This is a genomic window from Rubrivirga sp. S365 (genome assembly GCF_032248475.1).
GTDB classification, from domain to species: domain Bacteria; phylum Bacteroidota; class Rhodothermia; order Rhodothermales; family Rubricoccaceae; genus Rubrivirga; species Rubrivirga litoralis.
Genome location: NZ_JAVTTN010000001.1, coordinates 945,832 through 971,694, shown reverse-complemented (window position 1 = coordinate 971,694; position 25,863 = coordinate 945,832). Strand labels below are relative to the sequence as shown.

The following is a 25,863-nucleotide window of genomic DNA, read 5'->3' as shown; positions in this document are numbered from 1 at the left end:
GGGAAGCCGGCGCCAAGACCACCGCGGGCGGGGCGGGAACAAGTAGCACGAGGCGTGTTACGTTAGCACGGCCCACGCTCTAATTGGCCAAAACATCCGGACCCTGAAGCGCATGATCTACGACCTGCTACCCACGACCATCCCTCCCGATGATCACCGACTTCTCGGATGACGCCACAGCCGACATCTACAACGGGAACGACACCAAGCGCGCTCGCAAGGCGCTTCCCCCTCAGCTCCACAGCGTCGCTATCCGCCGGCTTGACTACCTCGACGCCGCGGCTCGGCTGGACGACCTCCGAGTGCCTCCGGGAAACAGGCTCCACCCGTTAACCGGCGACCGTGCCGGGCAGCACGCCATTCGCATCAACGATCAGTATCGCATCTGCTTCGTCTGGACTCCCAACGGCCCCTCGCGCGTTGAGATCACCGACTACCACTAGGTAGAACGCACCTGATGCTTCAGGGAGCACACCCATGACTCGAATCCCCACCAACCGCCGGCCCACTCTACCCGGTGATATCCTGCTCCACGAGTTCCTCGAACCCATGGGGATCTCTCAGTCGGCGCTCGCGGCCGCCATTGGCGTCTCGTATCAACGGCTCAACGGCGTCATCCGAGGCCGCCGCGCGATGACGCCCTCGACAGCCCTCCGGCTCGCGCGCTACTTCGGGACGACCCCCGATGTGTGGCTCAACCTACAGCTCCGCGCGGACCTTTATGAGGTCGAGCGCGAGGAGCGCGAAGACCTTGAGGCGATCCAGCCTCTGGCTGCGGCCTGAACTCTACGCCTCGAGGCCAGACCACGACGGCTGTATACCCCGCCCCGCTCGTCCACAGCTCAGAGGCAAGCGCGCGTGAAGCCTGGGGCCATCCTGTGGGCGGTGAGGGACTCGAACCCCCGACCCTCTCGGTGTAAACGAGATGCTCTAACCATCTGAGCTAACCGCCCGGCGGCCCCGGAACAGACCGAGGCCGGCGCCGCGTGGCACCGGCCTCGGGGAGCGGGAAACCGGACTCGAACCGGCGACCCTCAGCTTGGGAAGCTGATGCTCTACCAACTGAGCTATTCCCGCACGCGCCCGGCCGTGACCGGAGCGGACGGCGAAGGTACGGCGCCCCCGCCCCGCCCGTCAAGACGCGCCCGCCGTGCACGGGCGGGGCGGCGTGAAGTCAACGTCGCTTCACGGCGGGGGCGGGGCGGTCCGGTATCTTCGCGGCTCTTCTGTCCACGCGCCGACCCGCGGCGCCGACTCACCCCGCACACGCGGCACACCGATGAAGCGCACCTACCAGCCCAGCCGCCGCAAGCGCGCCAACAAGCACGGGTTCCGCTCGCGCATGGCCACCAAGAACGGCCGCAACGTCCTCGCCCGGCGCCGGGCCAAGGGCCGCCACGACCTCACGGTCAGCGACACGAAGGCGAGCAAGTAGCTCCGCCGCCCCGCCCCCCGGGTTCGCCGTCGCGCCGCGTGCGGAGACACACGTTTCCCCGCACGCGCCGGCTCAAGCGCCGCCGGCTGATCCGGCCGCTCTTCGAGCGCGGCCGCGCCGACGTCGGCCGAGTCCGCGAGGGCGTCGTCGCGCTCCTGTACCGGGCCGTCCCGCGCGAGGCGCTCGGCCACGACGTCGGGCTCCAGGTCGGGTTCGCGCCCGGCCGCCGCGCACGGACTAACGCCGGCCGCACGCGGCTCCGCCGCCTGATGCGCGAGGCGTTCCGCCAGCACCAGGGGCCGCTGCTCGACCGGTTCGACGGGCGCCCCGACGCGCTCACCGTGATGGTCCTGTTCCGGGGACGCGAGGCGACGGCCTCCGCCGACCTCCGCCGCGACCTGCCCCGCGCGCTTGACCGGCTCGCCCGGCGCGAGTTGCCCCCGGCCGCCGACGCACCCGCGGACCCGCCCCGCCCGTAAGGCCGGCCCGATAGGCCCCGCCCCCACCCCGCCCGCCTGTGGAACCCCAGGGACCCGACCGCACCGCCCTCCTCGGCATCCTCCTCATGTCCCTGATCCTGGGCGTGTGGATGGTGACGACTGCCCCCAGCCCCGAGGAGGTCGAGGCCCAACAGGCGGCGGCCGACTCGGTCGCCGCCGCCGAGGCCGCCCGCGAGGCGCAGCCCCAGGCCGCCGAACTCGCCCCGCTCGACGCCCCGCCCCCGGCGCCCGCCGACTCGGCCCTGTTCGGCCGCGCCGTCGGCAGCCCGGAACGGACGGTGACGGTGCTCACCGACCGCTACGAAGCCACGTTCTCGACGCTCGGCGGGGCGCCCGTCAGCTTTAAGCTGAGGAACTACGACCGGGCGGGGACCGACGAGCCCGTCGACCTGGTGTCGGACGACGCCGGCGCACTCGCGCTCGAGTTCGTCCCCCCGCAGGGGTCCTACGTCGACACGCGGACGCTCTCGTTCACGCCCGTCGTGGACGGGCAGCCGTTCACCGGCGACACCCTCTACGTCGAGGAGGGCGAGGGCGAGATCACGTTCGAGGCGCCTGTCGGGGGCGGGGCGCTCCGGCTCGCCTACGGGTTCCACCACGACTCGTACGACGTCGACTTCCGCGTCGAGACGCCGGGCACCAACATCCTGAGCCAGAGCGGCGGCTACGAGCTCGTCTGGAACGGCGCGCTGCCGGCCACGGAAGCCACCGTCGACGTGCAGCAGACGGGGGCCTACCTCAGCTCCGGCGGCGAGACCGAGAGCATCAAGATGGACGAGGAGGGCGAGGCCGAGCCCATGACGCGGACCGGCGACGTCGACTGGGTGGCGGTCAAGTCCAAGTTCTTTATCGCCGCGCTCATCCCCGAGGGACGGGCGACGGGTGCCCAGCTCGAGGGCGTCCAGATCGGCGAGGTCGACGGCCCCAGCTTTGCCCAGGACTACACGGCCCGCGTCGAGATGCCGCGGCTCGCCGAGGGCGGGGCGGACGCGTTCACGCTCTACCTCGGGCCGCTCGAGATCCGCCGGCTCGCGGCCTACGGGCTCTACGACACGGTCGACTTCGGCTTTATCGGGTTCATGACGCGGCCCATCGCGCGCTACATCGTGGCGCCGGCCTTCGCGTTCCTCTCGACGTTTATCGCGTCGTACGGGCTCGTCATCATCGTCTTCGCCCTGCTCGTCAAGCTGCTGCTGTGGCCGCTGACGGCAGCGAGCTACCGAAGCGCGGCGAAGATGCGCGAGCTCCAGCCGCAGCTGGCCGACGTCAAGGAAAAGTACGGCGAGGACCCGCAGAAGCAGCAGGAGGCCATGATGCGGGTGTACAAGGAGGCCGGGGTGAACCCGCTCGGGGGCTGCCTCCCGATGCTGCTCCAGTACCCCATCCTGATCACGATGTGGACGTTCTTCCAGAACACGCTCGTGCTCCGGGGCGAGAGCTTCCTCTGGGCCGCTGACCTCTCGGCGCCGGACCCTGTGCTGTCGCTGCCGTTCTCGATCCCGTTCGTCGGAGACTTCCTCTCCGGCTTTACGATCCTCATGGCGGCATCGATGGTGATCTCGATGAAGCTGTCGACGGGGTCCTCGACGGGCGCGGCCGGCGCGCAGCAGAAGGTGTTGATGTACATGATGCCGATCGTGTTCTTCTTCTTCTTCAACCGCTTCCCGTCCGGCCTCTCGCTCTATTACCTCGCGTTCAACCTGTTCTCGATCGTCCAGCAGCGGCTCGTCAACAAGCAGGTCCATGAGGCCCACGTCGCCGGCGAGACGCCGGAGCTGGACCGGGCGGCGGACGTGGCCGAGCGGGCGGCGAAAAAGGGCAAGAACGGGAAGCGCCCCAAGCGGCCCGGCCGCCGCCGCGCGACGACGCAGATGGTGTCGAACGGGAAGGGCCGCAAGCGGTAGACCGCCCCGCCCGCGCCACCACACGCCGCCCCGCCCGCGCCTCCCCGCCCCGCCCGACGTCTGTCCCCCACCCCAGCCCTCCCCCGGTGGGGGAGGGAGACGTACGCGAGACCTATGCTGGACGACGCCCGCGGCCGCCCCGCTCCCGACTCTGACGCGCCGGGCGGGGCGGGCGCCCCCATCGCGGCCCTGGCGACGGCCCGCGGGACCGCCGCGCTCGCCGTGGTCCGCGTGGGCGGGGCGGGCGCCGTGGACCTCGTGGCCTCGCGGTTTTCCCACCCCGCCCTCGCGACCGCCGCCGGCCGGACCGTGCATGTCGGGTGGCTGAGCGACGGGGCGGGGCGGCCGGTCGACCAGGTCGTGTGCGTCGTATGGCGCGGGCCGCACTCGTCGACGGGCGAGGACGTGGTCGAGGTGGTGTGCCACGGCGGCGACGCGGTCGCGCAGGCCGTGCTCCGCACGCTCTACGACGCCGGCGCCCGCCCCGCCCCGGCCGGCGAGTTCACGCGCCGCGCGTTCCTCAACGGGAAGCTGGACCTGGCGCAGGCCGAGGCCGTCGCCGACCTCGTCCACGCCGAGAGCCGCGTGGGGCACCGGGCGGCCGTCGCCGCGCTCCGGGGGCGCGTGTCCGACGCCGTCGCCGAGGTCCGCGAGGCGCTCGTCGAGACGGCGGCGCTCGTGGAGCTGGAGCTGGACTTTGCCGAGGAGGACGTCGAGTTCGCCGACCGCGCGGCGCTGGGCGCGCTCCTCGACCGGGCCGACGCCGTGCTCGGCGAGCTGTTGTCGACGGCGCGGCTGGGCGCGCTCGCCCGCGACGGCGTGCGCGTGGTGCTGGGCGGGCGCCCGAACGCGGGCAAGTCGACGCTCCTCAACGCGCTCGTCGGCCAGGACCGGGCGATCGTGAGCCCGACGCCGGGGACGACGCGCGACGCCGTCGAGGCCGAGGCCGAGCTGGGCGGCCTCCGCTTCCGGTTCGTCGACACGGCCGGGCTGCGCGAGACGGCCGACGCCGTCGAGGCCGAGGGCACGCGCCGCGCCCGGGCCGCGATTGACGGCGCCGACGCGCTCCTCTACGTCGTCGACGCCACGGTCGGGCTGGACGCCGAGGAGCGCGCGTTCCTGGACGGCCTCGCCGCCCGCCGCCCCGCCCTGCCCGTGCTCGTCGTCCACAACAAGGCCGACCTCTACGCCGCCCCGCCCGCAGACGCCGCCCCGCCCCAGGTCACCGCGGGCGGGGCGGGGTGGTCGGTCTCGGCTCGCGAGGCGCTCGCGGCGCCGGCCGCGCTCGACGGCCTCCGCGGCGCGCTCCTCGACGCTGTCCGCGCTGGGCTCGCCGGCGCCGAGGCGGGCGAGGTGGCCGTCAACGAGCGGCACCGGGCGCACCTCGACGACGCGCGCGGGGCGGTCCGCCGCGCGCGCGCCGCGCTCGACGGGCGGGGCGGGGCGGACACGCTCGCGCTCGACCTCCGGGCGGCGCTCCGCGAACTGGGTCTCGTCACGGGCGCCGTCACCACGGAGAACGTGCTCGACGCCGTGTTCTCGCGGTTCTGCATCGGGAAGTAGCGGGCGCCACCCCGCCCACGCCGGCGCCCGCTTCAGCGAGAGATCTCAGGAGGGCGGTCACGAGGTCGAGGGCGCGCTGGTGCCGCTCGACCCGCTCCGTAGGCGTCAGGCGGAGGGTCTAGCGGAGGAGCGACAGGTCGCCCCCCCACGCCTGGGCGAGGTCGAGGGCGGCTTGGCAGTCGACGTCAGTCATGGCGGGCGTACGGGGCGGGGCGGCCGCCCTTTTCGTCGGGGCGCCGGCCGGTGCCCGCCCCGCCCCCTCAGGCCGCGGCGGGGCGGGCCAGGTGCGCGGTGTTAGCGTAGGTCGACTGCCACGCCCGGAGCCTCTCCTCGGAGAGCCCGTCGACCATCTCGGCCACCTCGTCGATCGACTCGTTGATGGCGTCGACCGCCGCCTGCTCGCCCTCGGGGAGCCACATGCGCATGACGGCCAGCTGGTTCTTGACCTGGTCGGCCAGCATCTCGCGGATCTCGTGGACGGACCGCGCGCGCACGAGGCGCTGCCGGCGGCGGACGACCCAGAACAGGACGCCGTGGACCACGCTCACGCCCAGCGCGGTGACGGCCGCGATCTGCCACACGTCCACGCCGGCCGGGCCGAGCAAAGCGGCGGCGGCCCAGACCACGACGAGGCCGGCGGCGCTGAGGTAGAGCTCGATGTGGTCGACGAAGTGTTTCATGGTGGAGAGCGGGCGGGGCGGGGACCTCGGGGATATCGGAGGGTGCGGGGCCGCCGTTAAGTCCTTTTCGCCCAGAATCCGGGCGCTCCCGACGGGTCGCCCTCTATCCTCGGGTCCGGCTCACCACCCCGCCCGTCCCATGCCTACGGATTCCTACGACGTCGTGGTCGTCGGCGGCGGCCACGCCGGCGCCGAGGCCGCCCACGCCGCCGCCCGCCTGGGCGCCCGCACGCTCCTGGTCTCGATGTCGCTCGACGCGCTCGGCGCCATGTCGTGCAACCCGGCCGTGGGCGGGGTGGGCAAGGGCCAGATCGTCCGCGAGATCGACGCGCTCGGCGGGCTCATGGGCCGCGTGGCCGACCGGACGGGGCTCCAGTTCCGGCTCCTCAACCGGAGCAAGGGGCCGGCCGTGTGGAGCCCGCGCTGCCAGAGCGACCGCCGCGCCTACGCCGCCGCCGTCCGCGACGAGCTCGAAGCGACGCCGAACCTGTTCCTCCGCCAGGACATGGTGGTCGACCTCCTGACCACCCCGCTCCCAGGCGCGGGCGGGGCGGCCTCGGCGGGCGAGGCGCAACCCGCCGGGGCGGGGCGGCGCGTGACCGGCGTCGTCACGCAGACGGGGCTCGAGGTCGTGGCCGGCGCCGTGATCCTGACCAGCGGGACGTTCCTGAACGGGACCATCTGGATCGGCGAGCAGACGTTCGGGGGCGGGCGGGCCGGCGCGCGCGCGGCCGTCGGCCTGAGCGCGGCGCTGGAGGGGCTCGGGTTCGAGCTCGGCCGCCTCAAGACGGGCACCCCGCCCCGCATCGACGGGCGGACCGTCGACACGGCCGCGTGCGAGGAGCAGCCGGGCGACGCCGAGCCGCGCCCGTTCTCGCACCTGACGGACGCGCTTCCCACCGAGCAGCGGTCGTGCTGGCTGACCTGGACCTCGCCGGCCGTCCACGACGTGCTCCGCACCGGCTTCGACCGCTCGCCCATGTTCGCCGGGCGCATCGAGGGCCAGGGGCCGCGCTACTGCCCGTCGATCGAGGACAAGATCGACCGCTTCGCGGACAAGGGCCGGCACCAGCTGTTCCTGGAGCCCGAGGGCCGGGACACGCACGAGGTTTACGTCAACGGGTTCTCGACGTCGCTCCCCGAAGACGTCCAGACGGAGGCGCTTCGGCTCGTGCCCGGGCTGGAGCGCGCGCACGTCCTGCGCCCGGGCTACGCCATCGAGTACGACTACGCCCCGCCCTACCAGCTCCGCTACACGCTGGAGACGAAGCGGACGGCCGGCCTCTACTTCGCCGGCCAGATCAACGGGACGACGGGCTACGAGGAGGCGGCGGCGCAGGGGCTCCTCGCCGGCATCAACGCCGCGCGCGCCGTGGGCGGGGCGGAGGGCATCGTCCTCGGCCGCGACCAGGCCTACATCGGCGTGCTCGTCGACGACCTCGTGGCGAAGGGGACCGACGAGCCGTACCGCATGTTCACGAGCCGCGCCGAGCACCGGCTCCTGCTCCGCCAGGACACGGCCGACCGCCGGCTGACGCGGCTGGGCTACGAGCTCGGGCTGGCCTCGGCCGAGCGCGTGCGGCGGCTCGACCAGAAGGAGGACGCGCTCGCCCGGACCCTCGACGCGCTGGGCGCCACGAACGCCTCGCCCGACGCCGTCAACGGCTATCTCGCGCGCGTCGGCACGACGCCCATCGACCGCCCCGCACGGCTGGCGAAGCTCGCCCTCCGCCCCGAGGTCGACCTCGCCGACCTCCTCGCGGCGACCGGCCAGGGCGACCTTGTGGTGCCCGGCCCGGGCCTGGAGCGGACGGCGGAGCTCGCGCACATCGAGCTCCGCTACGCCGGCTACGTCGAGCGCGAGCGGGCGCTGGTCGAGGAGATGCGGGGCCTGGAGCGCTGGCGCGTGCCGCCGGGCTTCGACTACGACGGCGTCCGCGCGATCACGCTCGAAGCCCGCGAAAAGCTGGGCCGCATCCGCCCCGACACGCTGGGCCAGGCGTCGCGCATCTCGGGCGTGAGCCCGGCCGACGTGCAGGCGCTCATGGTGCTCCTCAAGCGCCACCGCGCGCCCGCGGCCGCCCCGCTCGCGAGCGGGGCGGGGGGCGACGGCGCCGAGGCCGCCCCGCCCGTGGAGGCGTGACCGCCCCGCCCTGCCCACAGCGCGCGGGCGGGGCGGTCGATCTCTGCTAGCGGCGTGCTTCCTACGAGGTCTGCCGACAGACCGCCCCGCCCGTAGCGCTCGGGCGGGGTGGGGCGATCTTCCGCCATGCCCGACCCGACCGCCGCCCTCTCCCCCGCCCAGCGCGCCACGCTCGACGCCTACGTCGGCGAGCTCGCGCGCGTCAACCGGCGCGTGAACCTCGTCGCGCGCGGCGCCACGCCGGGCGACCTCGCGCGCCACGTCCGCCACTGCCTCGAGATCGCCGCGCGGCCGTTCCCGGGCGGGGCGGTCGTCGTCGACTGGGGGACCGGCGGCGGCCTCCCCGCCCTCCCGCTCGCGGTCGCGTTCCCCGACGTGCGGTTCGTGGCCGTCGACGCCGTCGGCAAGAAGACCGAGGCCGTGCGGCTGTTCGCGCGGCGGCTCGGGGTGGAGAACGTCGAGGTCTGGAACGGCCGCGCCGAGGCCTATGACGGCCCCGCCCCGCACTACGCCGTGAGCCGGGCCACTGCCCCGCTCGCCGACCTGTGGGCGTGGTTCGACCGCGTGCGCGCGCCGCTCTCCGCCCCGCCCGAGGCGTGGGCGCCGGGCCTCGTGTGCCTCAAAGGCGGCGACCTGACGGCCGAGATCAACGGTCTCCAGGACGCATTCCCCAGCACGTCCGTCGACGTCCAGGAGGTGGAAGGGGCGGGGTGGGACGACAAGGCGCTCGTCCACGTGGTCTGACCGCCCCGCCCGCGCCGCTCCAAAACGAAACACCCCGCCCGCCGAACAGATCGGCGGGCGGGGTGGAGAGTCGAGCGGGAGGCGCTACCGGCCGAACTTGAACGTGCCCGTGACGGAGAACACGCTGTTGCGGAGCGTCGGCGCCAAATCGCTGTCGTTCCGGTTGGCGTTGAGGAGGCTCGGCGTGTAGCGGAGGTCGACGTAGAACGGCCCGGACCCAACCTCAGCTCCGACCGCGAGCCCGAAGTCGAACGTCTCGAACGCGTCCTCGCCGTCCTCGGTGATCAGGTCGTCGAGGTCGAAGTCCACCCCGCCCACGCTGCCGTTCGCGTCGAAAGACTCGCTGACCTTGAACGCGAACGTGGGGCCGACGAGGAGGCCGGCGTCGAGGAACTGGCCCAGCGGCACACCGACGCGCGCCAGGACGGGGACCTCGATGTAGCCCAGGCTGATGCCAGAGTCGAAGTCGACGATGTCGTCCACGAAGTCGTCGCTGGGATCAAACGAGACCCCCTTCCGCGAGTACAGAACCTCGGGGCGGATGGAGAATCGCGGCGAGACGGGGACCTCGGCGAACACGCCGCCGACGAACCCGAGCGACGGCGTCTTGTCGATCCCGACGGCGATGTCGTTGTCGTCGAACCCGACGACGTCGGACACGTTGAGACCGGCGCGGACGCCGTACGTCGTCTGCGCGGCGGTGGGGAGGGCGAGCCCGAGGGCGAGGAGGGAGAGGAGTGCGTAACGCATGGCCAAGAAGAGAGAGTGGGGGACGTGCGGCGGCCTGAGCCGGGGCCACCTGCGGCCCTAGACGCGGCCGGCCGGCGGGAAGTACCGCCGCCCCGCCCCTTTCTCCCGCAGTTCGCAGACCGCAGGCGGGGCGGGGCGGCGCGGCCGCGGGTTTACCGGCCGTAGCGCGAGCGCCCGCCGCCGAAGCGGTAGCCGATCGTGAACGAGACGACCTGGTTGCGGAGCGACGGCGTCACGTCGAGGTCCGGGTCGAAGTCGATGGCGTCGGTGAGCCCGACCGTGTACCGGCCTTCGAGGAACACCGGCCCCGACCCGATGTCGACGCCGACGAGCGCGCCGTAGTCGGTCGCCGCGTCGAGCTCGGTTTCGAGCGTGCCGTCGACGACGATCTCGGAGCGCACGGGGAAGCCCACGTAGCCGCCCACGACCACGCCGGCGTCGAGGAGCGGGCTGAGCGGGACGCCCAGGCGCAGCATCGCTGGAATCTCGATGTAGTCGAGCCGGGTGTCTTCGGTAAAGCCTAGGTCGTTGTCGAAGCGGTCGCCCTTCTGCGAGTAGAGGGCCTCGGCCTGCACGGCGAGCGACGGCGAAACAGCGTATCGGGCCGTGAGGCCGCCCACGAACCCGAGGCGCGGGTCCGAGTCGACGGCGTCGTCGCCGGAGAAGAACGAGGTGTTGAGGCCGGCCTTGGCGCCGAACGACGCCTGCGCGCTGGCCGGGAGCGCAAGAAAGAAAACGAGCGGGAGGAGGAGCAGGCGCCCCGAGAGCGTGGTCATGGGTCGGACGGTGGGTGGGGGGACATGAGCCGAGCGGGCACCGAGCAAGACGCCGGCCACCCCGCCCGGGCATCGCCTCCACCGCCTTTTCCTGCGCGCTGGGGAGAACGGGGGCGGGGCGGGCGCGTTGACATTTCTGTGTCACCCGTCCACGCGCGGGGACGCCCGTGCCCGCCCCGCCCGTCACCCCGCCCCGCCCGGATGGCCCGCTCTGACCGATCGCTGAACAAGACCGAGCGCCTGTTCGCGCTCGTCCTCCTCCTCCAGAACCGGCCGAACCTGTCGAGCCGCGACCTCGCCGAGCACTTCGGCGTGAGCCGCCGCACGATCTTCCGCGACTTGAGGACGCTCGGCGAGAGCGGCGTCCCGCTGACGTACGCCGAGGACGGCGGCTACGAGATCCTGGAGGGCTACCAGCTCCCGCCGCTCATGCTCTCGGCCCGCGAGGCCGCCACGCTCCTCGTCGGGACCGCCTTCACGACGCTCCAGCCCGACGCCTCGCTCCGCGCCGACGCCGACGCGGTCGCCATGAAGATCCGGTCGGTCCTCCCCGAGCCCGTCCGCGAGTACATCGAGCAGCTCCAGGAGCGGACCGTGCTCGCCCCGTTCAACGAGACGCAGGACCGGGGCGGGGCGGCCGACGAGGAGCAGGGCCTGTGGTTCGAGCTCTCGGAAGCCACCGCCCGCCAGCGCAAGGTGAAGATGACGTACTACGTGGCCAGCCGCGACGAGGAGACCGTCCGCGAGGTGGACCCGCTCGGGCTCGTCTACTACTCGGACCACTGGAACCTCATCGGCTACGACCACCTCCGCGACGACATCCGCAACTTCCGGCTGGACCAGATCCGCAAGCTCCGCACGCGGTTCGACCGCTTCGAGCCGCCGGCCGGGTTCGACCTCAAGGAGCACCTCCGCGAGCGGGGCACGAGCCCGGACAACCAGCGGATCACGGTCCGCTTCCGGGACCGGGCGTGGCGGTGGGCGCGCCGCCAGGTGCCGGCCGATGTCGAGCAGGAGCTCCCGGACGGCGAGTGGACGCGCGTGACGTTCGAGTTCGAGAACCTGTCGTACGTGGCCAAGTGGCTCCTCCGCTACGGGACCGACGCCGAGGCCGTCGAGCCGGCCGCGCTCCGCGCCGAGGTCGCCGAGCAGGCCCGGGCCGTCGCCGAGATATACGGGGCCGTGCCCGCCTGACCGGCCGCCCCGCCCGCGAACACGCCGCCCGACTCACCCGCCCTCGCTGCCCCGTGCCCGACCGCCCCGCCCTCGCCCCTTCCCCCCCGCCCGCGCCTCGGGCGGGGCGGGGCGGCTCCAGACGCCCGGCCGCCGGGGCGGGGCGGGACTACGTCATCGGCGTGATGACGATGGACGTCGAGGGCAAGGACTCGGCCCCGTTCCGGCGGCTCGTGGAGGCCGCCACGCGGGCGCTCGACCGCGACATCTCCCAGGCGCTCGGCGTGCGCGTGGACCTGCTCGCCTTCGAGGGGCCGCACCTGACGCCGGCGGCCGGGGCCTACGCCCCGCTCGACTTTCTCCAGATCGGGATGACCGAGAAGCTGGAACGAGGCGTCCACTTCCTGCTCATCGTGACCGAGGTGGACCTGGCGGCCTCGACGCTCTCGTACACGCTCGCGCTGCCCAGCCAGCTCACGAACGTGGGCGTGGTCTCGACCAAGCGGCTCGCGCCGTCGTTCTGGGGCGACGACCCCGACGAGGGCCTCGCCGAGCGGCGCCTGACGTCGCTCCTGCTCCACACGTTCGGGCACCTCCTCAACCTGAACCACGCGCCCTCGCCGACGAACGTGATGTACGACTTCGCGGGCGTCGACGACCTGGACGGGATGGACTCGTTCACCGAGAGCCAGCGCGCGCACATGCGCCGGGCGCTCCCGCGCGAGGCCCACGAGCGGACGAGCACGCACCGCGTCCGGTTCACGCTCGAAACGCTGGTCCGCGACTGGCGCTCGATCGCGGCGGCCGTGGCGCGGGCCAACCCGTTCCGGCTCGTGACCCGGCTGCCGACCATGATCACGGCCGCGCTCTCGGTGCTCATCCTCCTGTTTTTTACGCCCGACATGTGGGACGTGGCGAGCACGGTCGAGCTCTACCAGCTCGTCGCGTTCTCGGTGGTCGCCGTGGCCGGCTCGACGATCGTGCTGTACCGGGCGTTCGCGTTCGGCGGCGTGCTCGGGCGGGGCCGGCGGCTGGCCGAGTCGACCGTCGTCACGAGCGCGGCGACGGCGCTGTGCCTGGCGCTCACGATGGCCCTCCTGTTCGCCATCTTCGCTGGATCAACCTACCTGGGCGTCGTGACGGTCTTCCCGCGCAAGCTCATGGAGACGTGGCCGACCGTGGACCCGGCCGTGCGCCCCATCGACCACGTCAAGCTGAGCCTGTTCGTGGCCGCGCTCGGCGTGCTCGCCGGCTCGCTCGGCGGCCGGGCCGACAGCGCCGACCTCGTCCGCGGCGTCCTCTTCGTCGATGAGGAGACGTAGAGGGAACGCTGAACGGCGAACGCTGAAGGCCGGGCCGGGGCGTCCTGCACCACCCCGCCCGTGCAGGTGCCCGTCCCGCTCAGGTACTGCGGGCGGGGCGGACACAAAAACGCCCCGGCTCGCGTCGAGCCGGGGCATTGCGGTCGGGGGCGGGGGCGGGGCGGTCCGCTAGAGGACTTCGAAGTCGACACGGTTGCCGACGGCCGTCGACACCACGTTCGTCACGTTGACGGTGGCATCGCCGGTGCCCTTTGTCGTCTTGTGGTAGATCATGCCCTCGAAGGTGCCCTCGTTGATGTCGGTCGAGATGGCAGCGTCGTCGTCCGCGAAAAACACGCCGCGGTACTCTTTGCCTCGGAAGGTGTCGACGGGGAACACATACCCCTGGCCGTCTACGCCGGCCAGCTTTGCGTCTTGGAGCTCGTACAGTGCCACGTTGGTCCTCAATATTCAGGTGAAACAAAGAGCCGGAGCGCCGCGGGCGGGGGTCCGAGACGCTTCGACAATCTGGGTATGTATCGGCTGTGGCCGCCCAGGTTTCCCCCTATCCCGTGAAGACTATCGGCCCTACCGATTCTCGCACACCGAGGGCGGGGCGGTGTCTCCGATCGTGACGTCGAACTGGAGCGTCGAGCACGACGGGATCTCGACGCCGAGCGGACCCGAATCCCGACGCCGTGCGCCGTAGCCCAGCGTCGGCGGGATCGTCACGCGAACCGACTCGCCCACGCGCCGGCCGACGACGGCCTGCTGAAAACCGGGGACGGTCCCGCTGATGCTGAGGGGCGCCCGCTCGTTCCGGTCGAACGCCTCGCCGGTCGCGTCGAGCCGGCCCTCGTAGGTGAGGTAGACGCAGTCGGTCGCCGTGATCCGGGCGCCCAGCCGCGTGCCCTCCGGCGTCGTGTCGACGATGTCGAGCTCGCCGCCGGCGTCGCACGAGACCGGGTCCGACGAGTCGCAGCCGGTGAGCGCCGGCGCCACGGGCAGGGCCAGCACGAGGAGGAGCCCGGCCGAGGCAAGCGAGGGGAAGGCGAGGCGGCGCATAGGTCGAGGCAAGAGCGGGGGCCGCCGAAGCTAGAGGCCGCCCCGCCCCGCCCGGGCGGGGCGACCCGTTTTCACCCTGCCCTCGCGTCGGCGGGGCGGGGCGGCGGGCGAGCGTCGTGAGGCCCGCCCCGCCCTCAGAACGGGCGGGGCGGGCGGTCCTACACGCCGAGGGCGGTCGGGTCGAGGCCGGCGTGGTGGGCGCGGAGCGTCTCGAACCCGACGCGCTCGGCGGCCTCGGCCCACGGCACCCAGGCGACGGCCTCGATGCCCTCGCGCGTTTCGGGCTCGAACCGCTCCGCCGTCGTCGTCATGGCGAACCAGCGCGTCGTCTTGACGGCGTAGACCTCGCGCTTGGGCCAGACGTAGCCGTGGACCGTCTCGCCCAGGTCGGCCGTCACCGTGAGCTTCTTTTTCTTCACTCCCACCTCTTCGGACACCTCGCGGTGCGCCGCCTCGCGGACCGTCTCGCCGTCGTCGAGCTTGCCCTTGGGGAGGTCCCACGCGCCGCGGCGGAAGATGAGCAGCAGCTCCACCCCGCCCGCTCCCCCCGCCCCGCCCTCGGCCCGGCGGACGACGTAGCCGCCGCCGGCGGCGACCGGCGCCGGCCGCCAGTAGTCGCCGTCGGGGTCCACGTTGAGGACGGCCGCGCGGGGCACGTGAGCGACGGCGGGCGGGGTGGCCTGCGCGCCCGGCCCCAGTTTCGCGGGGTCGAGCACGAGGACGCGGCCGGTGTGGCCGTCCGGCGAGGTCGCCGCGGCCTCGGCGGCGTCGAGCGTCGCGTAGAGCCGGTACGGCTCGCCGGGCGAGCGCCAGCCCTCGGGCGGGACGGGGTCGTGCGAGCGGTCGAACGTGGGCAGGAACAGGAGCACAGAAGGCTCGCGCCGCTGGCTGCGCCGACCGAACGGTTCGCAGGAACGGGGGACGAGGAAAAGGGGACGGGCAGAGGACGCGCCGGGCGGGGTGGGGCTCGGGGCGGCCGCGCCGTGCTACGGGCCGGACGCACTCCTCAGTTCCTCCCGCCTCCCCGCCGCGTGGTAAGACCGCCCCGCGCGCGGCACGTCCACTGGCCCCTCTCCCACCCCGCCCCATGTCCGACTCCTACGACGTAGACCTCCTCGTGCTCGGCGCCGGCGCCGCCGGCCTCACCGCCGCCGGCACGGGCGCCAACTTTGGCGCCCAGACCATGCTGGTCGAGCGCGCCCGCCTGGGCGGCGACTGTACCTGGATCGGGTGCGTCCCGTCGAAGACGCTGCTCCACGCGGCCGACCTCCGCGCGAACGCCCAGGCCTACCTCGACCGCTTCGGCGGGGGCGGGGAGGCGCCGGCCGTCGACTTTGCCGCCGTCATGGGCGACCTCCACGCGACGCGCCAGGAGGTCTACGACGACGCCGACGACCCGGCGATCTACGAGGGCTTCGGCGTCGAAGTGGTCAAGGGCGACGGCCGGTTTACTGGGCCGCACGCGATCCGCATCGACCTGGAGGGCGGGGGCACGCGCGACGTCACGTTCCGCCTGGCCGTCATCTGCACGGGCGGACGGGCCGCCCCGCCCCCCATCCCCGGGCTCGACGAGACGCCGTACCTGACGAACGAGACGCTGTTCGAGATCACGGAGCAGCCCGAGCACCTCGTCGTCATCGGCGCCGGCTCGATCGGGTGCGAGATGGGCCAGGCGTTCCGCCGCCTGGGCTCGCGCGTGACGGTCATCGACCGCGGCGACCACCTGCTCGGCAAGGACGACCCCGACCACGCGGCCATCCTCCAGGGCGTGCTCGAAGACGAGGGCGTCGAGTTCGTGCTCGGCGCCGACGTCGACCGCGTCGAGACGCCGACCGGCGGGGGCGGGGTGGTCGTCCACGTCACGCAGGGCGGCGAGAGCCGGGCCGTCGAGGGCGACCGGCTGCTCGTCGCGACGGGCCGCCAGCCCAACGTCGAGGGCGTCGGCCTGGAGGCGGCCGGCATCTCGTACACCAAAAAGGGCATCACGGTCGACGACCGCTGCCGCACGAACCTCGACCACGTCTGGGCCGCCGGCGACTGCACCGGCGAGTACGCGCTGACGCACATGAGCGACCACATGGCTAAGCAGGCGGTCACGAACGCCGTCCTCAAGGTGCCGGCTGCCATCGACCGCGACGGGATCACGTGGACCACGTTCACGTCGCCCGAGGTGGCGCAGGTCGGAAAGACCGAGGCCGAGCTGGAGGAGGCTGGCACCTCGTTCGTCACCTACCGCTTCCCCTACTCCAAGGTCGACCGCGCGGTGACGGAGCACGCCGAGCAGGGCCACATCAAGATCCACGCGACCAAGTGGCTCGGGACGATCCTCGGGGCGAGCGTGGTCGGCGCCCGCGCCGGCGAGCTCATCTCGATCTACGGCGTGTCCATGAAGGCCGGCGTGTCGGTCCGCGAGATCGCCGACACCATCTTCCCCTACCCCACCTACGGGCTCGGCGCGCGCCGCGCGGCGGACCAGTACTACATCCAGAAGCAGTACCCGCTGGCCATTAAGGCGGTCAAGAAGGTGTTCGGGTACTCCGGCGCCACCCCGCCCGCCCCGGACCCCGACCGCGTGGTGTGAGCGGGGCGGGGTGGTGAGCGACCGGGCGGGGCGGTCTGGGCATCCGTAAGGACACGGCTCGCCGTGTCCGGGGCGGTGGGACTCGGCCGCCCCGCCCAGACGCGCTGGACCACCGGGCGGGGTGGACCCGGTGACGACGGCGCGAACGCCCCGCCCGCGACATACGGTGAGGGCGGGGTGGCCGCCCCGCCCCAAAGCCCCGGCGCGTAAGCCCACGGGCGGGGTGAGCCGCCGCGACACGCCCCTGTCACCGCCCCGCCCGAGCTTGGGGCTCCGCCCCACGCAGCCGCCCCGCCCGGGACGAAGCCCATGCGCCGACAGGTCATCGAGAAGCTCGAAATCCTCGCCGACGCGGCCAAGTACGACGCCTCGTGCGCGTCGTCCGGCGGCAAGCGCGAGAACACGAAGACGGGGATCGGCAACTCGACCGGCGCCGGCATCTGCCACTCGTACACCGAGGACGGCCGGTGCGTGTCGCTCCTCAAGGTCCTGTTCTCGAACGTCTGCATCTACGACTGCGCTTACTGCGTCTCGCGCCGGTCGAACGAGGAGGTCGAGCGCGTGGCGTTCACCGTCAAGGAGGTCGTCGAGCTCACGATGGGGTTCTACAAGCGGAACTACATCGAGGGCCTGTTCCTCTCGTCGGGCATCTTCAAGGATGCCGATACGACGACGGAAAAGCTGGTCGCCGTGGCCCGGTCGCTCCGCCACGACCACGGGTTCAACGGCTACATCCACCTCAAGGTCATCCCCGGCGCCTCGCCGGAGCTGCTGACCGAGGCCGGGCGGCTGGCCGACCGCCTGAGCGTGAACGTCGAGATCCCGAGCGAGGACGGTCTCAAGTCGGTCGCGCCCGAAAAGGACTACGCCCAGGTCTTCGGGCCGATGGCAACCGTGCGCGACGGGATCGACCAGGCCAAGGAGGAGCGCCGGAAGAGCCGCCGCGCGCCGCGCTTCGCTGCCGGCGGCCAGTCGACGCAGCTCGTCGTCGGGGCCACGCCCGAGACCGACCGCCAGGTGCTCACGCTCGTCGACGGCCTCTACTCCGAGCAGAAGCTGCGCCGCGTGTACTACTCCGGCTTCGTCCCGCTCGGCGGCGACGAGCGCGTGCCGGACCCCGAGACGTACCGCGCCCCGCTCCACCGCGAGCACCGGCTCTACCAGGCCGACTGGCTCCTGCGCAAGTACGGGTTCGAACTCGACGAGGTCGCCCCGCCCGGGTCCGCGAACCTGGACTCCGACGTCGACCCGAAGACGGCCTACGCCTTGCGCTTTCCCGACCTGTTCCCGGTCGACGTCAACGCGGCGCCGGTCGAGTGGCTCCAGCGCGTGCCCGGGCTCGGGCTGAAGTCGGCACACCGAATCATGGCGGCCCGCCGGCACTCGACGGTCCGGTGGCAGGACCTCCGGGCGATGGGCGTCGTCCTCAAGCGCGCCCAGCACTTCCTGGTCACGCCCGACCACAAGCCGCACCTGATCGGCCAGGACCCGACCGCCGTGCGCCGGCGGATCGTCGGGGCCAAAGCGGCCGATGCCCCGCAGCTCTCGCTTTTCGCGCCCGCCCCGCCCCAGGCGGCGGCGTAGGGGTTGGGGGAATGCCTCCCGCCCCGCCCATCGCTGCTGGGGCGGGGCGGGCGCCTTCCGAGACATAACCTCGCCCGTCTCAGACACGGCGAGCCGCGCCCCTACGAAAGCCTCGGGCGGGGCGGACGGGCACCACCCCGCCCACGGCCGCCCCTTCATCGTTCGCCGTTCAGCGTTCAGCGTTCGTATGACCGTCCACCCCGCCCTCACGTTCGAGACCGACGGCACGTTCGGCGGGCTGCTGAGCGCGTACGCCGAGGCGTACCGGCGCGGCGCGCTGCCGGCCGAGGTGCGCCTGGCGGGCGAGCCGGCGAGCGGGGCGCTGTTCGGCGAGACCGTCCGCGTCGACGCCGACACTGCGCTGGCCGAGCGCGTCGAGCGGGGAGTGAAGCGGATCAAGCCCGGGCTCGTCGGCCGCCTCCACCGGGCCTTTCTGAGCGAGCGGCCCGGGATGGAGGTCGCCGTCCTGCGCCTGATCGACGCCGCGCGCGAGCGGGGCGCGGGCGCGGCCGCGGACTGGACGTTCGATCCGGCCCGCGAGGTGTCCCGGTGGTCGGGCCGCGTCGGGCGCGAGGCGCACCGGATGGAGGCGTTCGTCCGCTTCGAGCGCGTCGAGGTGGAGGGCGCCGAGCGGTTCGTGGCGCACGCGCGGCCCGAGTACCACGTGCTCCCCCTCCTCACGGCCCACTTCGCTGGGCGCTACCCCACGCTCGCGTGGCGGATTGTCGACGTGCGGCGCGGGCTCGCCCTCGTCCACACGCCCGAGCCGGACCGTGCGCCCGCCGCCCCGCCCACCCGGATCGTCCCCGCCAGCGCGCTCCCCGAGGGCGGGGCGGCGCCCGAGGAGGAGTCCTACCAGGCGATGTGGAAGGCGTACTTCCGCGCCGTCACGATCCCGGAGCGCCGCAACCTCAAACTCCACCTCCGCCACGTGCCCCGGCGCTACTGGCCGTACCTGACGGAAAAGCAGGCTGAGTGACGGGTCATGGGCGACGAGTGATGAGCAGGAGCGCCAGCACGGGCGGGGTGGCAGTCTGGGACGCGCGAGCCACTCCGCCCGCAGAGCTGGGTATCCGGCGCTCGATCGCGGGGGCGGGGCGGCCGCTTGCAGAACCGCCCCGCCCCGCCAGAGCGGCACGGGCGGGGCGGAAGGCATTCCCCCGTTCCTCTTTCCCCGTTCCCAGTTCCCACCTGCCCCGCCGTGTCAGCGCTACGCCGGCGCTTCGAGGGCCGCCCCGCCCACGGTCTCGGGCGGGCGCTCGCTGAGCGGCGGCGGGTTCATGGGGTCGGCCGCCTCGCCCTCAACGAACGGGCCGATGTAGAGCTCCTCCAGGAGCACCTTGCCCACGCCCAGGATCGGGACGACGAGGAACAGGCCGAGAAAGCCTGCGAACGCGGCGAGCACGATCTGCCCGGCCACGACCACGGCCGGCGCAACGGACACCATGTCGCCCTGGATCTTGGGCGTGATAAAGCTGCCCTCGATCTGCTGCGCGACGACGGCCAGCCCGAGCGTCCACAGCCCGGTCGTCGTCCCCTGCGAAAAGGCGACGGCGACGGCCGGCGTCCACCCGATAAACGGGCCGAAGTTGGGGATCACCGTGAGCACGCCGGCAAAGGCCGCCAGCGCGAGCGCGCCCGGCAGGCCGATGGTCATCAGCCCGATGACCGCGATCGTGCCGAGGGCGGCGACCGAGATGCCGACGCCCTTGAGCCACCCCAGCAGCGCCTCGCCCATGCGCTTCAGCACGCGGCGGACGAACGGCTGGTGGTGCCGGTCGGCCAGGCGAACCACGCCCCTCGTGTACTGGCCCGGTGAGGCGGCCGTGTAGATGGCGACGAGGAGGACGACGAGCACTCCGGCGAGGCCTCCGGCCAGCGTCGAGAACACGCCGAGGAGCCGCGTGCCTAGCCGCCCCGCCGCGTCGGGAAGCTGGAGCGCGCCCTCGGGGAGCCCGAGCCGCGTCCGGGCCTGCTCAATGACCTCGGGGGCCTGCTCCACGAGCACGCGGACCTCGCCCGCCACGCGCGGCCCGCCAAAGTAGACGGCCGCCCCGAGCAGGGCGAGCAGCGCCACCACGACGAGCCCCAGCATGAGCCCGCGCGGCGCGTTCGTCTTCTCCGACAGCCACTGGCTCGCGTGGTAGAACAGGACGCCCACGGCGACCCCGAGAAACACGAGCAGGACGGCCTGCCGCGTGATCCACAGAACCGTGAGCACGACGGCCGTCGTCGTGACGAGGGCGACGACGTAGCGGGCGCGGCGGCGGAATTCCGGCGGGGTGTCGAGCGGGGCGGGGGCCGGCGTCATGCAGAGCGGGGCAGGAGAAGAGGGCGGTCGTACCGGCGACTGCAAATTCCGGTCCACCACCCCGCCCGCGTCGGACCGAGACGGGCGGGGCGGTCAGCGGGCGGGGCGGTGGACTCGTACCCGCCGGGTCGACCGTCGCGGTTCATGCCCGGTCCGCTCCCCCCGCCTGAGCGCCCCTCGCTCCGCTCCCAGGCGGGGAAGCGGGGGGAGCGAACGGGCACGGACCGACCGGACTTCGCATCAACGGCACCGCCCCGCCCCCACATGTCGCGGGGGCGGGGCGGTTCGGACTCTGGAGGCCGAGGGCGGGGCGGCTACGCCGGCTGGAGCTCCGTGCTGAGAAAGTCGCGGAGCACGTAGTTGAGGATCCCGCCGTGGCGGTAGTACTCGACCTCGACCGGCGTGTTGAGCGCCACGTCGACGTCGAACGTGACCTCGGCCCCGTCGTCCTTGGTCGCCGTGATCGTGAGCACGTCGCCCGGCGTGAGGTCGTCGGAGACGGGGACGTCGAACGTCTCGGTCCCGTCGAGCCCGAACGTTTCGAGCCCGTCGTCGCCCTGGAACGTGAGCGGGAGCACGCCCATGCCGATGAGGTTGGAGCGGTGGATGCGCTCGAACGACTTCGCCACGACGGCCTTAACGCCGAGGAGCAGCGTGCCCTTGGCGGCCCAGTCGCGCGACGAGCCCATGCCGTAGTCGTCGCCGGCGAACGCGACGAGCGGCGTGCCCTCCTCGCGGTACCGCATCGCCACGTCGTACACGTAGCCGTCCTCGCCGTCCGGGAGGTGGCGGCTCCACCCGCCCTCGGTGCCCGGCGCGAGCTGGTTGCGCAGGCGGATGTTGGCGAACGTCCCGCGCGTCATGACGCGGTCGTTGCCGCGACGGCTCCCGAACGAGTTGAAGTCCTTGGGCTCGACGCCGTGGTCCTGGAGGTACTGCCCGGCCGGCTCGCCCTTGGGGATGGCCCCAGCCGGCGAGATGTGGTCGGTCGTGGTCGAGTCACCCACCTTGACGAGCGCCCGGGCACCCGTGATCGGCTGGATGGCCGGGACCTCCTGCGTGACGTCGAAAAAGAACGGGGGCTCCTGGATGTACGTCGAGTCGTCCTGCCAGTCGTACGCGGCGCCCTCGGACGTGGCGATCGCGTTCCAGCGCGGGTTCGACTCCTCGATCCCCTCATAGAGCTCCTTGAACTGGTCCGGCGTGACGGCCTGGGAGATGGCGTCGGTGATCTCCTTCTGCGACGGCCAGAGGTCGCGGAGGTAGACGTCGTTCCCGTCGCGGTCCTGGCCGATCACGTCGTTCTGGAGGTCGATGTCGACCGTCCCGGCGAGCGCGTAGGCCACGACGAGGGGCGGGGAGGCCAGGTAGTTGGCCTTGACGAGCGAGTGGATGCGGCCCTCGAAGTTCCGGTTGCCTGAGAGCACGCCCGACACCACGAGGTCGCCGTCCGTGATGGCCTTGGCGACGGGCTCGGGCAGCGGGCCGGAGTTGCCGATGCACGTCGTGCAGCCGTAGCCGACGAGGTTATAGCCCAGCTGGTCGAGCGAGTCCTGGAGCCCGGCCTTTTCGAGGTAGGCCGTGACGACGCGGCTGCCCGGCGCGAGGCTGGTCTTGACGTACGGCTTCACCTCCATGCCCCGCTCGACGGCCTTCTGGGCGAGGAGCCCGGCGGCCAGCATGACGCTCGGGTTCGACGTGTTGGTGCAGCTCGTGATGGCCGCGATGACGACGTCGCCGTGCTTCAGGTCGAGCTCGTTGCCTTCCTGGTCCGCGTAGCGGCCCGTGTTGTCCAGGGCGTCCTCGCTGTAGCCGAACCCCTGCGGGCTGGCCGGCCGCGTCAGGCTCTCGCGGAACTCGCGCTGCACGTCGCCCAGCACGATCCGGTCCTGCGGACGCTTCGGGCCGGACATCGACGGCTGGACTTCGGCGAGGTCGAGTTCCAGCGTCGCCTCGAACTCGGGCTCCGCCAGGTCATCGGTACGGAAGAGGCCCTGGGCCTTCGTGTACTTCTCGACGAGGTCGATCGTGTCCGCGTCGCGGTTCGTGCGGCGGAGGTAGTCGACGGTCTCGGCGTCGATGGGGAAAAAGCCCATCGTGGCCCCGTACTCGGGCGCCATGTTGGCGATCGTCGCGCGGTCGGGCAGGCTCATGCTGGAGAGCCCCGGCCCGTAGAACTCGACGAACTTGCCGACGACGCCGTGCGCGCGGAGCATCTGCGTGACGGTCAGCGTGAGGTCGGTCGCCGTGACGCCCTCGCGGAGCTTGCCGGAGAGCCGGAAGCCGACCACCTTCGGCATGAGCATGTAGATCGGCTGGCCGAGCATGGCGGCCTCGGCCTCAATCCCGCCGACGCCCCACCCGAGCACGCCGAGGCCATTGATCATCGTCGTGTGGCTGTCGGTCCCGACGAGCGAGTCGGGGTAAGCCACCTTGACGCCGTCGTCGCCCTCGGTCGTCCAAACGCCCTTGGCGATGTACTCGAGGTTGACCTGGTGGCAGATCCCGCGCTCCGGCGGCACGACGCTAAAGTTGTCGAACGCCTTGGACCCCCAGCGCAGGAACTCGTAGCGCTCCTGGTTCCGCTGGAACTCGATGTCGGCGTTGATCTGGAACGCCTCGGGCAGCGCGAACGAGTCGACTTGGACCGAGTGGTCGATGACGAGGTCGACCGGCACGCGCGGGTTGATGGCCTCGGGGTCGCCCCCGTTGCGGGCCATCGCGGAGCGCAGCGCCGCGAGGTCGACGACGGCGGGGACGCCCGTAAAGTCCTGGAGCAGCACGCGGGCCGGCGAGAACGGGATCTCGACCTCGGCCGGCGCCGACGGCTCGTAGCGCGCCAGGTTCTCGACGTCCTCCCGCGTCACGGGTCCCTCGCCGGCGTTGCGGAGGGCGTTCTCGAGGAGCACCTTGATCGAGAACGGGAGCCGGTCGAGGTCGACCCCGAACTCGTCGGCGGCGCGGTCGAGGCGGTAGTAGTGGACGGGGCCGCCGGTCGTGTCGAGGGTGTCGCGGGCGCCGAGGGGGTCTGCTGCCATGTCAGGGAGGGTCCGGTGTGTCGTGGGGCGTCCTCCTGCTAACGCACGAGCGGCGGCGCGGTGCCGCGCCTCCGGGCGAGGCGGGAGTTTCTACACGTCCTCACGGCCGCCCCGCTCGCACGGCGGGCGGCGGGGGCGGGGCGGTCTCGTTTCACGGTCTCTCCGGGCGGGGCGGTTGACCTCGGGCGGGGCGGGGCGGTATCCTGGAGGTCCGCCCCGCTCGCGTGGGGCGTCTGGGGCTATAGCTCAGTTGGTAGAGCGCTGCAATCGCACTGCAGAGGTCAGGAGTTCGAATCTCCTTAGCTCCACCCTCCACCACCCCGCCCGAGTCCCGGGCGGGGTGGTCTCGTTTCAGCCGCCCCGCCCGCCTCCAACGCGCCGCGGGCGGGGCGGTCGGCGCATCAGCTCGCCGCCAGGACGCGGACGGCGGCCGCCAGCATCTCCACCTTCTCGGCGTCGCGGGCGGGGCGGGCCGCGTCGAGGTCGTCGGCCAGCGCCACGAGCGCCGAGCGGCGGGCCTCCCCGTCCTGGCCCTCGGCCGAGGCGAGCGCCTCGCGGACCGAGGCGACGTCCGACGCCTCCAACCCGCCCGAGCGGTCGAGCTGGTCGACGTAGGCCCGTGCGAGCGCGAACGACGGCGGCCAGATGTAGGTCGGCTGGCCCTGCGCGTTGAGGTAGTCCAGGCGGACCGTGTCGGCGGCGTCGATCTCGTTCTGCGTCAGGTGCTCGCTCGGCACGAGCTCGAACACGTCGAGCCCGCGCGCGATCTCGGACGAGACGATGTCCCCGTTGTACCAGTACACCGACCAGCTCCCACCCATCTCCATCTGGTCGGCCGAGATCGGCCCGCGGTCGTGGTAGGCGATCTCAATCGGGTTCTCCGAATCCGTCCAGTCGAAGACCGAGATGCCGCCCTGGTACCACGACTGCACCATCACGTCGCGGCCCGGGATCGGGATGAGCGAGCCGTTGTGGGCCACGCAGTTCTCCTCGGCCGTCTGCTCGGCCGGCAGCTTGTAGTAGCTCTGGAAGTCGAGCGCGCGGTCCTCGATCTCGAAGATGGCGTTGGCGCCCCACTCCATCGGGTCGCCGGCGCGGCACTTAGGCTGGCCGCCGCCGCCCCACTCGTCGGTAAAGACGACCTTCGAGCCGTCGTTGTTGAACGTGGCCGAGTGCCAGTACGAGAAGTTCGAGTCGGCGGCCGCGTCGAGCCGCCGCGGGTTGACGGGGTCCGTGATGTCGAGGAGCAAGCCGTACCCCTCGCACGCCCCGCCCGCGAGCCCGATGGCCGGGTAGAGCGTGATGTCGTGGCACTGCGTCGGGCCAGGGCGCGGACCGTCGTCCTCCTCGTCGTCGCCGAAGCGGGCCGCAATCATGGCGTCGATCTGCTGGCGGACGGCCGCGGTGTCGGCCGCCGTCGGCGCGCCCTCCCCGCCCCGCCCCGCCACGGCGGCGGTCAGCATCTGGGCCGTCATCTGGGCCGGGAGGACCATCGGGGTCCCCTGGATCTCGACGACGAACTCGCCCCGCGCGCGGGCTTCCGCAATCTCAGCGAGGTCGGCCTGCGACGGACCGTGCGCCTCGGGCTCGACGAGGCCCTCGAAGATGCGCGGGCTGCTCACGATGGCCGCCTGCTCGGGCGCGTCGAGCGGGACCTTGATGACCTCGATCCGAAATAGCGCCGACTCCGGGTCCTCACCGGGCGCCGCCGAGACGCACCCCGGCAGCTCGTCCTCAGGCCGCACCGGCGCCGAGCCGGACACGTAGACGTAGACGTTCTCGTCGTCGGCCGGGTCTTTCAGGACCGAGTGCGTGTGCGAGCCCCGGCACGTCTGGACGTTCGAGACGTACTCCGGCGCGCGGATGTCGGAGATGTCGAAGATGCGGATGCCGCGCAGGCGGTTCGTGCTCACGCTCTCGTCGACGCCCTCGACCCCGCAGTCGAGCCGGCCCTCCAGCCCCTCGCCTGAGACGAACAGGAGGTCGCCGTAGACCGAGACGTCGCTCTGCGACGCCGGGCACACGTACTCGGTGACGAGCTCGGGCGCCGACGGGTCCGACAGGTCCCAGACGATGACGCCGTTGTAGTTGCCCTGGATGGCGTAGTCGCCCTTGAACGCGAGGTCCGAGTTGGTCATGCCGACGAACGCCTCGGGCGGGGCGGTCGAGGACAGCTTGCGGAGGCCGGAGATGGCCTCTTCGGCGTCGAACAGGCCGGCCCCGAGCCCGACGCGCGGGTCGGCGGTCGTCTGGGCGCCGGCCGCGAGCGGGGCGGCGAGCGCGAGGAGGAGGACGGAGAGGGCGAGGCGTCGCAT

At 72.6% G+C, this 25,863-nt stretch carries 22 protein-coding genes and 3 tRNA genes; 14 read left to right on the top strand and 11 right to left on the bottom strand.

Translation table 11 applies throughout. The features are described from left to right. Positions 1-149 precede the first annotated feature (149 nt). Both RQM47_RS04280 and RQM47_RS04275 read left to right on the top strand, forming a co-directional pair. Positions 150-443, top strand: a complete 294-nt coding sequence (locus tag RQM47_RS04280; RefSeq protein WP_311661373.1) for a type II toxin-antitoxin system RelE/ParE family toxin — start codon at positions 150-152, stop codon at positions 441-443. A gap of 34 nt (positions 444-477) precedes the next feature. After that, a complete protein-coding gene (locus RQM47_RS04275) occupies positions 478-783 on the top strand; it encodes a HigA family addiction module antitoxin (protein ID WP_311661372.1) in 306 nt (101 codons plus the stop codon). A gap of 96 nt (positions 784-879) precedes the next feature. Here RQM47_RS04275 and RQM47_RS04270 read toward each other — a convergent pair. Together RQM47_RS04270 and RQM47_RS04265 are read right to left on the bottom strand one after the other, a co-directional pair. After that, a tRNA-Val gene (locus RQM47_RS04270) sits at positions 880-953 on the bottom strand. 51 nt (positions 954-1,004) lie between these two features. Continuing rightward, positions 1,005-1,077 (bottom strand) — tRNA-Gly (locus RQM47_RS04265). A 202-nt stretch (positions 1,078-1,279) separates the two neighbouring features. Here RQM47_RS04265 and rpmH point away from each other — a divergent pair. The 4 genes from rpmH (at position 1,280) to mnmE (ending at position 5,402) form a co-directional block, all read left to right on the top strand. Next, on the top strand, positions 1,280-1,435 hold the full coding sequence (rpmH, locus tag RQM47_RS04260; RefSeq protein ID WP_311661370.1) for a 50S ribosomal protein L34: 156 nt from the start codon (positions 1,280-1,282) through the stop codon (positions 1,433-1,435). 38 nt (positions 1,436-1,473) lie between these two features. Further along, complete coding sequence (locus RQM47_RS04255; RefSeq protein ID WP_314007544.1) at positions 1,474-1,914, top strand: ribonuclease P protein component; 441 nt, start codon at positions 1,474-1,476, stop codon at positions 1,912-1,914. Positions 1,915-1,952: 38 nt separating this feature from the next. Continuing rightward, positions 1,953-3,839: a membrane protein insertase YidC gene (gene yidC, locus RQM47_RS04250; RefSeq protein WP_314007541.1), complete on the top strand. Its 1,887-nt coding sequence runs from the start codon at positions 1,953-1,955 to the stop codon at positions 3,837-3,839. A gap of 114 nt (positions 3,840-3,953) precedes the next feature. Continuing rightward, positions 3,954-5,402: a tRNA uridine-5-carboxymethylaminomethyl(34) synthesis GTPase MnmE gene (gene mnmE / locus RQM47_RS04245; protein WP_314007538.1), complete on the top strand. Its 1,449-nt coding sequence runs from the start codon at positions 3,954-3,956 to the stop codon at positions 5,400-5,402. A 260-nt stretch (positions 5,403-5,662) separates the two neighbouring features. Here mnmE and RQM47_RS04240 read toward each other — a convergent pair whose 3' ends face one another. Beyond that, complete coding sequence (locus RQM47_RS04240) at positions 5,663-6,082, bottom strand: hypothetical protein (RefSeq protein WP_314007535.1); 420 nt, start codon at positions 6,080-6,082, stop codon at positions 5,663-5,665. A gap of 139 nt (positions 6,083-6,221) precedes the next feature. Here RQM47_RS04240 and mnmG point away from each other — a divergent pair, with 139 nt between their 5' ends. Continuing rightward, positions 6,222-8,225 (top strand): tRNA uridine-5-carboxymethylaminomethyl(34) synthesis enzyme MnmG, encoded by a 2,004-nt coding sequence (gene mnmG / locus RQM47_RS04235; protein ID WP_314007532.1) that lies wholly within the window; start codon positions 6,222-6,224, stop codon positions 8,223-8,225. 126 nt (positions 8,226-8,351) lie between these two features. Next, positions 8,352-8,969, top strand: coding sequence for a 16S rRNA (guanine(527)-N(7))-methyltransferase RsmG (locus RQM47_RS04230; RefSeq protein WP_311661358.1), 618 nt, complete (start codon positions 8,352-8,354; stop codon positions 8,967-8,969). Between the two features lie 84 nt (positions 8,970-9,053). Here the strand turns inward: RQM47_RS04230 and RQM47_RS04225 are convergent, their stop codons facing one another. After that, positions 9,054-9,719, bottom strand: coding sequence for a porin family protein (locus RQM47_RS04225; RefSeq protein WP_311661357.1), 666 nt, complete (start codon positions 9,717-9,719; stop codon positions 9,054-9,056). 152 nt (positions 9,720-9,871) lie between these two features. Next, positions 9,872-10,495, bottom strand: coding sequence for a porin family protein (locus RQM47_RS04220; RefSeq protein ID WP_314007529.1), 624 nt, complete (start codon positions 10,493-10,495; stop codon positions 9,872-9,874). Between the two features lie 201 nt (positions 10,496-10,696). On the opposite strand from RQM47_RS04220, the gene RQM47_RS04215 reads away from it, so the two are divergent. Beyond that, on the top strand, positions 10,697-11,689 hold the full coding sequence (locus RQM47_RS04215; protein WP_314007527.1) for a YafY family protein: 993 nt from the start codon (positions 10,697-10,699) through the stop codon (positions 11,687-11,689). A 53-nt stretch (positions 11,690-11,742) separates the two neighbouring features. After that, positions 11,743-12,990 carry a hypothetical protein gene (locus RQM47_RS04210; RefSeq protein ID WP_311661353.1) on the top strand — a complete coding sequence of 416 codons (1,248 nt, stop codon included), beginning with the start codon at positions 11,743-11,745 and terminating at the stop codon, positions 12,988-12,990. A 168-nt stretch (positions 12,991-13,158) separates the two neighbouring features. Here the strand turns inward: RQM47_RS04210 and RQM47_RS04205 are convergent, their stop codons facing one another. The 3 genes from RQM47_RS04205 to RQM47_RS04195 form a co-directional block, all read right to left on the bottom strand. Then, positions 13,159-13,425: a hypothetical protein gene (locus tag RQM47_RS04205; protein ID WP_311661351.1), complete on the bottom strand. Its 267-nt coding sequence runs from the start codon at positions 13,423-13,425 to the stop codon at positions 13,159-13,161. 132 nt (positions 13,426-13,557) lie between these two features. Continuing rightward, a complete protein-coding gene (locus RQM47_RS04200) occupies positions 13,558-14,034 on the bottom strand; it encodes an FKBP-type peptidyl-prolyl cis-trans isomerase (protein WP_311661349.1) in 477 nt (158 codons plus the stop codon). Positions 14,035-14,192: 158 nt separating this feature from the next. Next, on the bottom strand, positions 14,193-14,903 hold the full coding sequence (locus RQM47_RS04195) for an NUDIX hydrolase (RefSeq protein WP_314007525.1): 711 nt from the start codon (positions 14,901-14,903) through the stop codon (positions 14,193-14,195). Between the two features lie 218 nt (positions 14,904-15,121). Between RQM47_RS04195 and RQM47_RS04190 the strand changes: the two genes are divergently transcribed. From RQM47_RS04190 to RQM47_RS04180, 3 genes are all read left to right on the top strand, one after another. Further along, on the top strand, positions 15,122-16,615 hold the full coding sequence (locus RQM47_RS04190; protein WP_314007522.1) for a dihydrolipoyl dehydrogenase family protein: 1,494 nt from the start codon (positions 15,122-15,124) through the stop codon (positions 16,613-16,615). A gap of 309 nt (positions 16,616-16,924) precedes the next feature. Then, entirely contained in the window at positions 16,925-18,199 is a 1,275-nt protein-coding gene (locus RQM47_RS04185) for a putative DNA modification/repair radical SAM protein (RefSeq protein ID WP_311661342.1), read from the top strand. Positions 18,200-18,386: 187 nt separating this feature from the next. After that, positions 18,387-19,178: a TIGR03915 family putative DNA repair protein gene (locus tag RQM47_RS04180; RefSeq protein WP_311661341.1), complete on the top strand. Its 792-nt coding sequence runs from the start codon at positions 18,387-18,389 to the stop codon at positions 19,176-19,178. A gap of 231 nt (positions 19,179-19,409) precedes the next feature. On the opposite strand, the gene RQM47_RS04175 is transcribed toward RQM47_RS04180, so the two are convergent. Both RQM47_RS04175 and acnA read right to left on the bottom strand, forming a co-directional pair. Beyond that, entirely contained in the window at positions 19,410-20,510 is a 1,101-nt protein-coding gene (locus RQM47_RS04175; RefSeq protein WP_311661340.1) for an AI-2E family transporter, read from the bottom strand. Between the two features lie 314 nt (positions 20,511-20,824). Continuing rightward, entirely contained in the window at positions 20,825-23,548 is a 2,724-nt protein-coding gene (gene acnA / locus RQM47_RS04170; RefSeq protein WP_314007520.1) for an aconitate hydratase AcnA, read from the bottom strand. A 235-nt stretch (positions 23,549-23,783) separates the two neighbouring features. Between acnA and RQM47_RS04165 the strand changes: the two genes are divergently transcribed. Continuing rightward, positions 23,784-23,856 (top strand) — tRNA-Ala (locus RQM47_RS04165). Positions 23,857-23,949: 93 nt separating this feature from the next. On the opposite strand, the gene RQM47_RS04160 is transcribed toward RQM47_RS04165, so the two are convergent. After that, on the bottom strand, positions 23,950-25,863 hold the full coding sequence (locus RQM47_RS04160; RefSeq protein WP_311661338.1) for a hypothetical protein: 1,914 nt from the start codon (positions 25,861-25,863) through the stop codon (positions 23,950-23,952).